This window comes from Crossiella sp. SN42 (assembly GCF_023897065.1).
GTDB lineage: Bacteria > Actinomycetota > Actinomycetes > Mycobacteriales > Pseudonocardiaceae > Crossiella.
In genome coordinates, this window is sequence record NZ_JAMHIV010000007.1 from 73301 (window position 1) to 85969 (window position 12669).

The 12669-nt window shown below is 72.8% G+C and carries 13 protein-coding genes; 11 read left to right on the plus strand and 2 right to left on the minus strand.

From position 1 onward, the window contains the following. Positions 1-45: 45 nt before the first annotated feature. The gene (locus M8C13_RS10265; RefSeq protein WP_252480285.1) at positions 46-792 is read right to left on the minus strand and encodes an SDR family oxidoreductase; all 747 of its coding nucleotides are present in this window, start codon (positions 790-792) and stop codon (positions 46-48) included. An 81-nt stretch (positions 793-873) separates the two neighbouring features. Between M8C13_RS10265 and M8C13_RS10270 the strand changes: the two genes are divergently transcribed. Further along, positions 874-1113, plus strand: coding sequence for a TetR/AcrR family transcriptional regulator (locus M8C13_RS10270; protein WP_252480286.1), 240 nt, complete (start codon positions 874-876; stop codon positions 1111-1113). Here M8C13_RS10270 and M8C13_RS10275 read toward each other — a convergent pair. Then, a complete protein-coding gene (locus M8C13_RS10275; protein WP_252480287.1) occupies positions 1098-1733 on the minus strand; it encodes an MSMEG_1061 family FMN-dependent PPOX-type flavoprotein in 636 nt (211 codons plus the stop codon). The two genes, M8C13_RS10270 and M8C13_RS10275, sit on opposite strands and share 16 nt — an antisense overlap. Before the next feature lie 1182 nt (positions 1734-2915). Here M8C13_RS10275 and M8C13_RS10280 point away from each other — a divergent pair. From M8C13_RS10280 to M8C13_RS10325, 10 genes are all read left to right on the plus strand, one after another. Continuing rightward, positions 2916-3581: an O-methyltransferase gene (locus tag M8C13_RS10280; RefSeq protein ID WP_252480288.1), complete on the plus strand. Its 666-nt coding sequence runs from the start codon at positions 2916-2918 to the stop codon at positions 3579-3581. Between the two features lie 69 nt (positions 3582-3650). Continuing rightward, a complete protein-coding gene (locus tag M8C13_RS10285) occupies positions 3651-4466 on the plus strand; it encodes a sucrase ferredoxin (RefSeq protein ID WP_252480289.1) in 816 nt (271 codons plus the stop codon). An 87-nt stretch (positions 4467-4553) separates the two neighbouring features. Next, positions 4554-5546 (plus strand): RNA polymerase subunit sigma-70, encoded by a 993-nt coding sequence (locus tag M8C13_RS10290; RefSeq protein WP_252480290.1) that lies wholly within the window; start codon positions 4554-4556, stop codon positions 5544-5546. A 74-nt stretch (positions 5547-5620) separates the two neighbouring features. Next, positions 5621-6334: an ABC transporter ATP-binding protein gene (locus M8C13_RS10295; RefSeq protein ID WP_252480291.1), complete on the plus strand. Its 714-nt coding sequence runs from the start codon at positions 5621-5623 to the stop codon at positions 6332-6334. Continuing rightward, positions 6331-7086, plus strand: a complete 756-nt coding sequence (locus M8C13_RS10300; protein WP_252480292.1) for a hypothetical protein — start codon at positions 6331-6333, stop codon at positions 7084-7086. Before M8C13_RS10295 ends, M8C13_RS10300 begins: the two co-directional genes overlap by 4 nt. 24 nt (positions 7087-7110) lie before the next feature. Next, positions 7111-8700, plus strand: coding sequence for a sensor histidine kinase (locus M8C13_RS10305; protein WP_252480293.1), 1590 nt, complete (start codon positions 7111-7113; stop codon positions 8698-8700). A gap of 61 nt (positions 8701-8761) precedes the next feature. Then, positions 8762-9418 carry a response regulator transcription factor gene (locus M8C13_RS10310; protein WP_252480455.1) on the plus strand — a complete coding sequence of 219 codons (657 nt, stop codon included), beginning with the start codon at positions 8762-8764 and terminating at the stop codon, positions 9416-9418. 123 nt (positions 9419-9541) lie between these two features. Then, positions 9542-9937: a hypothetical protein gene (locus M8C13_RS10315; RefSeq protein ID WP_252480294.1), complete on the plus strand. Its 396-nt coding sequence runs from the start codon at positions 9542-9544 to the stop codon at positions 9935-9937. 47 nt (positions 9938-9984) lie between these two features. Beyond that, the gene (locus M8C13_RS10320; RefSeq protein WP_252480295.1) at positions 9985-10308 is read left to right on the plus strand and encodes a hypothetical protein; all 324 of its coding nucleotides are present in this window, start codon (positions 9985-9987) and stop codon (positions 10306-10308) included. A gap of 1 nt (position 10309) precedes the next feature. Continuing rightward, positions 10310-12667: a DUF4132 domain-containing protein gene (locus M8C13_RS10325; protein WP_252480296.1), complete on the plus strand. Its 2358-nt coding sequence runs from the start codon at positions 10310-10312 to the stop codon at positions 12665-12667. Positions 12668-12669: the final 2 nt, after the last annotated feature.

A 12669-nucleotide genomic window follows, 5' to 3' on the forward strand; every position in this document is an offset into this window, starting at 1 on the left:
GCGCTTAGCGCGAACACAACGCTGGGGCGCGGCCCCGCTAAACGCCTACAAACCGCCGGCCACCCGCACCACCGCACCTGTGGTGAACGAGGACTCCGGGGCGAGCAGCCAGGCCACCGCGGCCGCGATCTCCTCCGGTTCGCCCGGCCGCCCGGCCGGGATCCGGTCGGCCAGCCGCCACGGCCGGTCCGCATCGCCCATGGCGGCGTGGATCTCGGTCTGGATGATGCCGGGGGCCACCGCGTTGACCCGGATGCCGTCGGCGGCCAGCTCCTTGGCCAGCCCCACCGTCATCGAGTCCACCGCGCCCTTGGTCGCCGCGTAGTGCACGTACTCGTTGGGGCTGCCCAGGGTCGCCGCGGCCGAGGAGATGTTCACGATCGCCCCGCCCGCACCACCGGCGGAGGTGGCCATCTGGCGCGCGGCGCGCTGGGCGCAGAGCAGGTAGCCGACCACGTTGACCTCCACCACCCGGCGCAGCGTCTCCTCCGACAGCTCGGCCAGGCGGCCCAGCGGCCCGGTGATCCCGGCGTTGTTGACCAGCCCGGTGACCACGCCCAGCTCCTGCCCGGCCAGGTCGAAGAGCCGGTCCACGTCCGCGCGCACCGTGGTGTCGGCGCGCACGCACAGGCAGTGCCCGCCCGCCGCGACGATCTCCCTGGCCAGCTCCTCGGCCGGCCCGCTGGCCTGGACGTAGCTGATCGCCACCCGGTGGCCGTCGGCGGCCAGCTTGCGCGCGGTGGCCGCGCCGATGCCCCGACCGCCGCCGGTGATCACCGTGACCGGTGCCATGTGTTCCTCCAACTCCGCTGTGTTCGGTTCTGGCGCCCGGTGGCGCGTTTGGCACTTGCGTGTCTCAGGCACACTCATGTGATGACGCCTGGGGGCCAGCAACCACGACGGCCGGGACGCCCGGCCCGACTGACAAGGGACGCGGTGGTCGCCGCCGCGGTGGCCATCGCCACGGAAGACGGCTTGGCGGGGGTGAGCATGCGCCGGGTCGCCGAACGCATGCGCTGCTCCCCCATGGCCCTCTACCGCCACATCAAGGACAAGGACGAGCTGGTGGAACTGGTCCGCGACCAGTTACCCGATGATCACTCCAACCGGTAGAGCAGCGACTCCCGCTGGCTCTGCTCGACCATGGCGATGGTCATCTCGGGCATCCGCAGGTGCGCGTGCGTCACCTCGGCCGGACTGGGCTGCAAACCGGGATCCAGCCAGTGCTCCGGCTGCCAGGCCTTGGACCGCACAAACGCCTTCGGACAGTGCGCGTAGACCTCCTCCACCCGCACCACCAGCGCCGACCGGGGCGGCTTGCCCACCGCGGTCAGCGAATCCAGCAACTCAGGACGCGCGCTGACACAGGCGGCGCCGTTGACCCGCAGAGTCTGGCCGCGGCCGGGAATGACGAACAACAACCCGGCCCGGCCCGTCTCGATCACGTTCTGCCAGGTGTCCAACCGCTTGTTGCCAGTGGCGTCCGGGACCACCAGGTGCTGCTCGTCCAGCACCGAGACGAACCCGGCAGGCCCGCCGCGCGGGGTGACGTCGCAACTGCCGTTCGCACCGGCGCTGGAGATGAAGACCAGCGGCGAGCAGGCGATGAACCGGCGCGCCATCTCGTCGATCTCGGTGATCTGCTTGCGCGCGGCCAGCGGGGAGGGCGCTTCGTAGAGGTCGCGCAGGTGCTCGGGCGAGCGGATGGCGTCGGTGAACAGGTCCCCAGTCATGGGGTCAGGCTAGCCGCGGGTGATCGGGTGGTGGGTGGGGTTGCGGCGGTGGTCACGGCCGGTGGGATGTTGGCCGCGGGGGTGCGGTTGCCGGTGGTCGCGGTGCCGTCGTTGGCGGTGGTTGGTGTTCTCGGTTCGCGTTGGCCGGTCGGGAGTCGGTGGGGGCGGTCCGGGGGTGGGTCGGTCGGGTATCTGCTGGTCGCGGGGGTATGCTGCTGGTGCGGGGCCGGTTGGCGTGGTGCGGCGACAGGCGTCCGGGTCACCCGATTGAGTGGCAAGGTCAAGACGCGAGGCAACCAAAATCGCGGTTTTAGCGTTCCGCAGAGGAACGGTGGCGGCGGCGGACCCCGTCAGGGGCTCGGACCGGCGAGTCACACCGGCCGGTTTGTCGCAGAGGCCAGCCGGTTCGTCGCAAGAGCCGGTTCGTCCGAGACGGCCCGGGTGTCACAGACGGCCCGGTTTGTCGCTGACAGCCCGGCCGGTATGTCGACGACAGCGAGTGGGTGGCAGCCCGGTCCTGTTGGTGACGGGCCGCTTGGTGGCAGCACGCGCCAGCGCTCCTTGGCGGGCCGCCTGGCCAGTGGCGTCAGCCTGGCTGGTGGCGTCAGCGGGCTTGTTGGCATCGCCGGTCGTTGCCAGTCGTCAGGGCGGCGCGAGCTCGGGTTGCCGCTAGCGCAGAGCCTGGCGTCTGCGAGTCGGGGTCCCGGTCGAGTGCCGTCTCCGCCAGCGGTGAGAAGCGCGGCAGCAGGGTTGCGCAGGTTCGCGAGCAGCTTCGCGGTCGAGTTGGTCGAGCCGGTTGGTGTTGGGTCGCTGCTGGCGCTCGCGCGGGGCGTTGGGCGGCGCAGGTCGCCGGGTGGCGGAAGTCGCTGGCTGGCGCACGTCGCCGGATGGCGCACGTCGCTCCGGCGGCGGGAGTCGCTCCGGCGGCGAAAGTCGTTGGGCGGGTTGCTGATCGCCTCGGGCCGGTGGGTGGCGAGCGACGCTGGGCGCTGGGCTGGTGCGTTCGTCGCCGGGAGGTTGGCGGTGCCGTCGGCGGGTTGCCGGGGCCCTCGTTGGCCAGCTGGCAGCGGGTCGGCGGGTCGGCGGGGCTGGGGCGGGGGCTGGGTTAGTTGCGTTTGGCGCAACTCGTCTTTGTCGAACTTGCGTTGGCAGGCAATCCAATCGGCTTCTAGCGTCGATGCCATGACGATCACTGATCAGCAGGTCACCGCCGTGCTGAACCGGCTGCATGCCGAAGCCGACCGGGTGGACGACCTGCACGTCGAGGCCGCTAGGCCCGCGCTGGAAGCCATGGCCGACCCGCGTGCGCTGGCCGAGTTGCTCGGCGAGGCCTATTTACCGGTGCCGAGGGAGGTGGGCGAGCTGCTCTACACCCTCGTCCGCGGCACCCGGGCGCGCACGGTGGTGGAGTTCGGCAGTTCGTTCGGGATTTCCACGCTCTACCTGGCCGCGGCGGTCCGGGACGGCGGCATCGGGGGGCGGGTCATTTCTACCGAGTTGCATCCGGGCAAGGCGGCGGCCGCGCGTGGGCACCTGGCTGAGGCGGGGCTGGGGGCCTACGCCGAGGTTCGGGGCGGGGATGCGCTGGAGACGCTTGGTGATGTGGCGGGGCCGATTGATCTTCTGTTGCTTGACGGGTGGGAGCAGTTGTACCTGCCGGTGCTGGTTTCGCTGCGGGCGCGGTTGCGGGTGGGGGCGTTGATCGTCGCCGATGACACCGAGGTCAACGGTGGGCGGCTCAGTGACTACCTCGCGCATGTGCGCGCGCCGGGCAACGGTTTCCACTCGCTTCCGCTCGCCATGGGCGACGGGCTGGAGCTGACCACGGTGGCCGACGGTGCACACTGATGGTGTGACCAGCATGAACACCGTCACGGAACGCGTATGAACGGGTGCGCGGCGTGGCTGGGGGAACCCGTGGCGGCCACCGGGCCGGCCGCCGTCAACTGGCTGTGCCTGGAGCAGGGCGGGCCGTGGGGGCGCAAGGCGCTGCTGGAAAGCCGGTTGGATCCGGGGCTGGGTGCGGAGCTGGTCCGGCGCAGTGACGGGACCGGGACCCGGGTTCTGCTGGTCCGTCGGCCGGGGCGCAGTGCGCCGGGGCGGGGGCGGCGGGTGTTCCTGGCGCGGACCACGCCGGGGGCCACCAGCCTGCACACCGCGACGATCGAGGATCCGCGGGAGCTGCTGGACCTGGACTTCGGTGCGCCGGAGCTGGGTGAGACGACCGCCGAGCCGTTGATGTTGGTCTGCACCAACGGGCGGCGGGACCGTTGTTGCGCGGTGCTGGGGCGGCCGATCGCCGAGGAGCTTGACCACGGGTTCCGGCCCTCGGTGTGGGAGTGCAGCCACCTCGGCGGCCACCGGTTCGCGCCCACCGCGCTGCTGCTGCCCACCGGCTACACCTACGGACGCCTGGACCTGGCCACAGCACAGGCCGCGTTGCTGGCCGCGCGCAAGGGGCAGGTCGAACTCGCCGGGGTGCGCGGGCGCAGCACCTGGAGCCGGCGGGGGCAGGCCGCGGAGCTGGCGGTGCGGGAGCGGCTGGGCGAGCTTGATCCGGACGCGCTGACCGTGGCGGAGGAACAGGACGAGCCGATCCAGGTCACACATCTGGACGGGCGGAGCTGGCTGGTGGAGGTTGTGGAGCGGCCGGTGCCGCCCGCTCCTGCCGGGTGCGGGGAGGAGCCCGAGCCCCGCTCGGCCTTCGTGGTGGCCGGGCTGCACCTGCGCTGAGCTGGGCGGAGATGAGTTTCCGCGGCGGGGTCGGTCATAGGTGGTGACGCGCCGGCAAGCGGTGCGCCGGGAGTCCAGGGAGACGTCATGAACGCCGCGACCACCATGACCGAGCAGGAGTTCGCCGAGCTGACCGAACGGCACCGGCACGAGCTGCGGGTGCACTGCTACCGGATGCTGGGTTCCTTCGAGGAGTCCGAGGACCTGGTGCAGGAGACCTTCCTGCGGGCCTGGCGGCGGCGGGAGACCTACCAGGGCCGGGCCAGCGTCCGCGCCTGGCTGTACAAGATCGCCACCAACGCGACCCTGGACGCAATCGGCAAACGCCCCGCGGACAAGCAGGTCGCGGTGGCCACCCCGGAGACCGCCACCACCGCCGAGGTCAGCTGGCTGCAGCCCTACCCCGACCACCTGCTCGACCTGGCCGCGCCCGCCGAGCAGGAACCCGACGCGGTGGCGGTGGCCAGGGAGACCATCGAGCTGGCCTACCTGGTCGCGTTGCAGCACCTCTCGCCCCGCCAGCGCGCGGCGCTGATCCTGCGCGACGTGCTCGGCTGGTCGGCCGCCGAGACCGCCAAGGCGCTGGACACCACGGTCGCCTCGGCCAACAGCGCGCTGCAGCGGGCCCGCGTCACCCTCAAGGAACACCTGCCCGCCCGCCGCGCCGACTGGAGCATGCCCGCCGAGCCCACCGCGGAGGAGAAGGACGTGCTGGCCCGCTTCGTCGCGGCCACCGAGGCCTCCGACACCGACGCGCTGGCCGCGCTGCTGCGCGCGGACATCGTGCACACCATGCCGCCGGAGCCCTTCGCCACCAGTGGCCGGGACACCGTCATCGAGGGCTGGGCCGCGGTGCTGGAAGGCGGCCGCGACTCCTGGGGCCAGTGGGCAGCGCTGCCCACCTGGGTCAACCGGCAGCCCGCCCTGGGCAACTACGTGCGCAAGCCCGGCGCGGAGCTGTTCACCGCGACCAACGTGGACGTGCTGCGGGTGGAGGACGGCCTGGTCGCCGAGGTGACCACCTTCGGCCCGGAGTTCATCACCGCCTGCGGCCTGCCCGCCACGCTGCCCGCCCGCTAAGCCAGACGATCGTCAGCGCCTGGCTCGACTTTGGGCAACTGACGCGGTGACCTGCGCCTTTCTACGGTTGTGCCATGTTTGAGGCAGAGAACGTGAGCAAGCGGTTCGGGCGCCGCACGGTGTTGGACGGGGTGTCCTTCGCCGCGGCGCCCGGACAGGTCACCGCGCTGGTGGGCCACAACGGCGCGGGCAAGACCACCCTGATGCGCTGCGCCCTGCGGCTGGCCCGCCCCGCCGCCGGCCGGCTGCTGGTGCTCGGCAAGGACGTACGCGACTACGCCGCCGTCGGCCGGGTGGTGGGCAGCTCGCTGGACGCCTCCGCGCTGCCGCCCAACTGGACCGGGCGGCTGGCCGCGACCATCGTCGCCGACCTGCTCGGCCTGCCCGCGGGCGCGGCCGAGCACATGCTGGAACGGGTCGAGCTGACCAAGGCCGCCGGGGACCGGATCCGCACCTACTCCCTCGGCATGCGCCAGCGGCTGGCCCTCGGCCTGGCGCTGCTGGGCGAGCGGCCGGTGCTGCTGCTGGACGAGCCCACCAACGGCCTGGACCCGGTCGCCCAGCGCTTCGTCCGCGACACCCTGGCCGAACGCGCGCTGGCCGGGGCGACCGTGCTCGTCTCCAGCCACGACCTGCACGCCCTGGAGACCTACGTCGACCGGGTGGTGCTCATCCGGGAAGGCCGGATCGTGCTCGACGAGTCGCTGCCCGTCCTGCGCGCGGGCGGCGCCAGCCTGGAAGAGCTGTACCTGCGGGCCCACCACACCGAACTGAGGAAAGCCGGATGAGCACCCTCGCCACCACCCCCATCAGCCTGTCCCGCCTCATCCGCGGCCACCTCGGCGCGCTGCGGGCACACCGGGCCGGGCAGCTCGCGCTGCTGCTGCCCGCCCTGCTCGGCACCGCGGTGCTGATCGCCGCGCTGGCCAACATCAGCGTCATCGACGCCGAGGTCCAGCGCGCCGCCGTCACCATCTACCTCGGCCTGCTGGCCCTGCTCGCCCCGATCGCCGGGGCGGTGCTCGCGGTCGACCCGTGGGCCCGCCGCGGGGTGGCCGTGGTGCTCGGCGTCAGCTCCGACCGCGGCCGCTGGCTCGGCGCCCAGGCCCTGTCCGGACTGCTCGCCGGGGTGCTCGGCCTCGGCCTGGCCACCGCGCTGGGCGGCATCACCACCGCCGCCTTCGCCGCCGCCGACGGCCAGGCGGTGGCCCGGCTCGACCTGCCACTGCTGACGGGCTTCGCCGGGATGCTGCTGAGCTTCGCCTTCGGCTTCGTGCTCGGCGCGGCCACCCGCAGTGTGCTGTTCACGCTGCTCATCGCGCTCGCGCTGCCGTTGCTGCTGGGCGCCGTGCAGGGGGTGTTCACCGCTTCGCCGCTGCTGGCTGACATCGTGTCCTGGCTCAACGTCAACGCCGCCTTCGACCGGCTGTTCACCGCGGGCCCGCTGCCGCTGTGGCAGGCGATCGTGATCTCGGTGCTGGCCATCGGCGGGCCACTGGCCATCGCAGTCGGCCGCACCGCCACCGCTGACCTGCGCTGACCCCGCGATCACTAGGCTGAGCCGATGGACACCACCGCCCGGCGGCCGTGGCTGGGCATCCGCGGCTGGCGGCAGTGGAGCCTGGAGATCGGGCTCTACCTGCTGGTCGGGCTGTCCCTGCTGGTGCTGGAACTACCGCCGCACCCCGCGCTGCGGGTCTTCGCGCTGACGGTGATCCCGCTGTGCCTGTTCGCCCGCCGCCGCTACCCGGCCACCGCGCTGGTGCTCAGCGCGCTGGGCGCGGGCGTGGTGGCGGTCCCGCTGGCCTACGGGGCGGGACGGCGGATCGGGTCGCTGTACCAGCTGCTCGGCGCGGCGCTGGGGCACTTCCTGCTGGCCGGGGCGGTGTCCCCGCTGTACTCCGAGAGCGTGCTGACCAGCATGCTGGTGCTGGGCATCAACGTGATCATGACGCTGCTGTTCGTCGGGGTGCCCGCGGTGCTGGGCCGCTCCAGCGCCCGGCGCGCCCTGCTGGTGGAGGCGCTGCGCGAACGCGCGGTCTACCTGGAACGGGAGCGCCGGTCGCTGGTCGCCGAGGCCCGGATCCGGGAACGCACCCGGATCGCGGTGGACATGCACGACAGCCTCGGCCACCACCTCACCCTGATCTCCCTGCAGGCAGGTGGGCTCAAGCTGGCCGCGCACGGCGACGCCGCCCAGGCCGAGGCCGCCGGGGTGCTGCACGACACCGCGCGGCGGGCCATGGAGGAGCTGCGGGAGATCATCGGCGTGCTCAGCCAGGACAGCGAGGACGCGCCGCTGCACGCCCGCCGCCTGGACCAGCTGCCCGAGCTGGTGGCCACCGCGCGCAGCAGCGGCACCCCGGTCACCCAGACCGAGACCGGCGAGCCGGTGCCGCTGCCCCGCCCGGTGGAGAACGCGATCTACCGGGTCGCCCAGGAAGGCCTGACCAATGCGCTGCGGCACGCACCCGGCGGCGCGGTCGCCGTCCGGCTCAACTACGAGTCCGACGCGGTGATCACCGAGGTGGTCAACTCCCCCGCCACCGCACCACCCCGCGGCGGCGGCAGCGGACAGGGCCTGACCGGGCTGCGCGAGCGGGTGCGGCTGGCCGGGGGCGTGCTGCACGCCGCGCGCACCCCCGAGGGCGGGTTCCGGCTGGCCGCGGTGCTGCCCTTCGACGGTGAACCAGCCGAGGCGGTGGCCGAGCTCGACGGCCCGCCCGCACCCGGCCCGGCCACCCATCCGCTGGCCCGCACCGAGGTCAGCAAGCTGCTGTCGACCATCCGGCACCGGCCGGTGCTCACCGGGCTGGCCATCACCGGGCTGGTGCTCATCAGCGCGCTCTCCTTCGCCGGGATAGTCGCCTGGGTGATCATCCGCAACGGCGTGCTGCTGGAGGCGGAGAAGTTCGACCAGATCCAGCCAGGGGAGACCGAACAGGTCATGGTGGAGCGCTTCGGCGAGGCCAGCCCGGGCGCTGAGCTGCGCATCGCCGACCAGAGCGGCCCGCCGCCGGAGGGCGCGCACTGCCGCTACTACTACGTCGACGGCTCCGAGCTGCCGCAGAACCGCACCGAGGCGTTCCGGTTCTGCTTCCAGGACGGCAAGTTGGCCCGGAAAGATCGGTTGGTGGTCAAGCGGCCGTTCTAGTGTGCGAGCATCACCGGGCACGAATTTCAGGGCCGGACGCGGCCGGATGGTGGAGGCAGACGTGGTCCGGGTGATCATCGCCGATGACGAGCCGCTGGTGCGGGCGGGCATCAAGCTCGTGCTCTCCGCGGCCGAGGACATCGAGGTGATCGCCGAGGCCGGGGACGGCCGCGCGGCCATCGCCGAGGTCACCGCCCGCTCCGCCGACGTGCTGCTGCTGGACATCCGCATGCCCGGCATGGACGGGTTGTCCGCGCTGGCCGAGCTGACCGGCCTGGCCCCCGGCACCAGGGTCGTCATCCTGACCACCTTCGGCGAGTCGGAGTACATCGGCCGCGCCCTGGACGCCGGGGCGGCCGGGTTCCTGCTCAAGGACTCCGCGCCGGAGGAGCTGATCCGCGCGGTCCGGGTGGTCGCCGCCGGGGAGGCCTACCTCTCGCCCTCGGTGACCAAGTGGGTGATCAACCGGGTCTCGGCCACCGGCGGCAACGCCAAGGCGGTGGACGCCCAGCGCCGCATGGACGTGCTCACCGACCGCGAGCGCGAGGTCCTCGAACTGCTCGCCCAGGGCCTGTCCAACGCCGACATCGGCGGCAGGCTCTACATGAGCGAGGCCACCGTGAAGATGTACGTCAGCCGGGTGCTGGGCAAGCTCGACTGCTCGAACCGGGTGCAGGCCGCGATCCTGGCGCACGAGGCCGGGCTCGGTGGCACCTGAGATGGACTCCGGGATAGACCTTGGAGAGCAGCGCCCCAGACTTCAGAGTGATGTGGTCGTAGCCGCGGCCACGGGAGGCTGGCGGGGACAGCGACGGCACTGGGGGAAGGAACGCTCGGGGTGATGAACCGGAAGGTCCGCAACGCACTCGGCATCGGTGTGGGTGTGGTGCTGACGGTGACCCTGGTCGCCTTCGTCGCGGGCTGCTGGATCCTCAAGGCCTGGGAGGGCATGACCCTCACCCGCGGCGACTACGACTCGGTCGCGGTCGGCCAGACCAAGACCGAGGCCGACCGGATCCTTCCGCACGGCGGCTCCAAGATGTTCGCCAGCTACCGCCAGCAGGGCCCGCCGCTGCCGCGCGGGGCCAAGTGCCGCCACTTCCTGTCCAAGGACGAGCAGGCCACGCTGCGCGGCGGGGTCGTGGTCTACCGGTTCTGCTTCGCCGCGGGCGCGGTGGTGGAGAAGAACCGGTTCGAGGCCGCCCGGGACAAGCGGACCAGCCAGCCCCGGTCCTGACCGCCGGCGCCCGCTGACTGTCGGTGCCTGCTGCCATAGTCCGCGGCGTGGGGATGACAATCGTGGTGACCGACTCGACGCCGACCGGGCAGCAGACCGCCCGGCTGCTGCTGGCCGAGGTGCCCAGCCCGATCACGCTGCGGGAGCTGATCCGCTTCCGGGTGCGCGAGGAGGTGGCCCGGCGCAACGCCCGGACCACCGCCCGCCGGAACTGGGAGAGCGCCGCCGACACGGCGGTGCGGGCCTTCTCGCGCAACGGGTTCTTCGTCTTCGTCGGCGACCGGCAGGTCGATGACCTGGACGAGCCGCTGAGCCTGGCCGAGGCCGACGAGGTGAGCTTTGTCCGGCTGGTTCCGCTGGTGGGGGGCTGACGTGGGGTGGAAGGAACACGACGCGCGCGCCAAGGACCTGCTGGCACCGCTGCGCGCGGGCAGGCACGCGCAGTGGCGGGACAGCCTGGCCGGTGAGCCGCCGGAGCGGATCGGCTCGGCGCTGATGACGCTGGTGCGCCTGACCGCCACCGGGCGCTTCGACAGCCACTTCTGGCACGACCTGCGGGAGTCGGCGGCGGCCGCGCTGCGCAGACCGTTCACGGTCACCGCGGCCGAGGCCGAGCTCGCCGCCGGGGTCGCGGCCACGGCCACCTGCTCAGACCCGGTGGTGCCGTTCAAGATCGCCACCGCGCTGGCCGAACACGCCGGATCGGCGGCAGGCCTGCGGATCCTGGTGGCGGCGCTGGACGAACGGGCGGACCTGTTCCCCAGGGACCGCAGCGCGCTGCGGGCACGGATGGTCGCGGCCCTGCCGACGGACTCCGGCGAGCTGGACCTGTCCGTGGTGCTGCCGGTGGACGGCTGGTCCGCGGCGGTGCGCGCCGAACTGCCCGGCCACGACCACGCCGCCGCCACCGCGGTGCTGCGGCAGCTGGCCTCGGCCACCGGCAGCAAACCCGGCAAGGCCTGGTCCACCGCCACCGCCGCCCTGCTCGACGACCCCGCCGCGGCCGAGGTGCTGCGGATGCTGGTGGAGCGGGTGGCCGACGCCCCGGCGGTGCCCGGCAAGGACCCCTGGGGCGAGTTCGAACCCATCGTGGTGGACGACCGCAACGCCGACGTGGTGCGCGCGGCGGCCTGGGCCGCGGCCGGGGTGCCAAGGGAGTGGGTGGTGCCCGCGCTCGTGGGTCTGGTGCGGCGGGCGATGAGCACCGAGGGCGGCTGGATCCCCAGCAAGAAGGTGGTCAACTCCGGCATCCTGGCCCTCGGCCTGCGCGGTGACGCCGAGGCCCTGCGCGCGCTGGCCAAGCTGGACACCACCACCAGGGACAACGGCGACCGCAAGCGGATCGCCGCCGCCCTGGAGATCGCGGGCGGCAAGCTCGGGCTCACCCCCGGCCAGCTCGCCGAGCAGCTGGTCGACCCGGCCGGGTTCGGCGCCGACGGGATCGCCGAGTACGCCGAGGACTCGGTGCGCGCCCGGCTCACGCTGGCCGAGGACCTGAAGCTGACCGTGCGCTGGCAGTCCGGCGCGGACTGGCTGGCCAAGCCGCCCGCGGACGCGCCGGAGGCGGCGGTGCGCGCGGTCAAGCGGCGGATCGCCGAGGCCAAGGCCACCATCGCGGCGGAGAAGCGGCGGATGGAGGGCCTGTTCGCCGAGGACCGCGAGTGGGCGCTGGCCGACTGGCGGCGGCACTACCTGGAGCACCCGATCACCGGCCGGATCGCCACCCGCCTGCTGTGGCGGATCGGCGGGACGACCGGGCTCCCGGCAGGCTCCCGGCTGCGCACCCTCGACGGCGAGGCCGAGCTGCCCGCCGAGGCCACGGTTCGGCTGTGGCACCCGGTGCGCGCGAGCACCGAGGAGGTCGCCGCCTGGCGAACCTGGTTGCTGGACAAGGAGTTCCGCCAGCCGACCAAACAGGCCTTCCGCGAGGTGTACCCGCTCACCGAGGCCGAACGCGCCACCGGCACCTACTCCAACCGCTTCGCCGCGCACATCCTGCGCTACGGCCAGACCTACGCCCTGTTCAAGGAACGCGGCTGGCCCGCCAACTACCTCGGCCCCTACGACGGCGGCTACGAAGGCCGGGCCCGGCGGGAGTTCCGGGACGCGGGCGTGGTCGCGGTCTTCGAACACTTCCCGGTGGACCCGAACTACCCCGGCCCGCCCCAGCTGTGCTCCACCGACCGCGTCTGGTTCCACCGCGCCGGCGACCGCGGCCAGACCCCGCTGGCCCTGACCGAGGTCCCGGAGCTGGTGTTCACCGAGGCCATGCGCGATGTCGACCTCTTCACCGGGGTCTGCTCCATCGCCCTGGACCCGGACTGGGCCGACCGCGGCCAGGACGCCCACCACGACTACTGGCAGCGGGTCTCCTTCGGCGCGCTGAGCGCACTGGCCGAGGTGCGCAGGGACGTGCTCGCCCGCCTGCTGCCCAAGCTCGCCGTGGCCGACCGGGTGGAGCTGACCGACCGGTTCGTCCGGGTGCGCGGCCGCCTCGCCACCTACCGGGTGCACCTCGGCTCGGCCAACATCCTCATCGAACCCGACGACCGCTACCTGTGCGTGGTGCCCAGTGGCCGGGCCAAGGGCGGCAAGGTGCACCTGCCCTTCGAGGGCGACGAGCTGCTCAGCGTGATCCTGTCCAAGGTGCTGCTGCTGGCCGCCGACGACAAGATCACCGACCCGGCCATCACCAGCCAGCTGGCCCTGCGGAAGCGGATCGAAGCCTGACG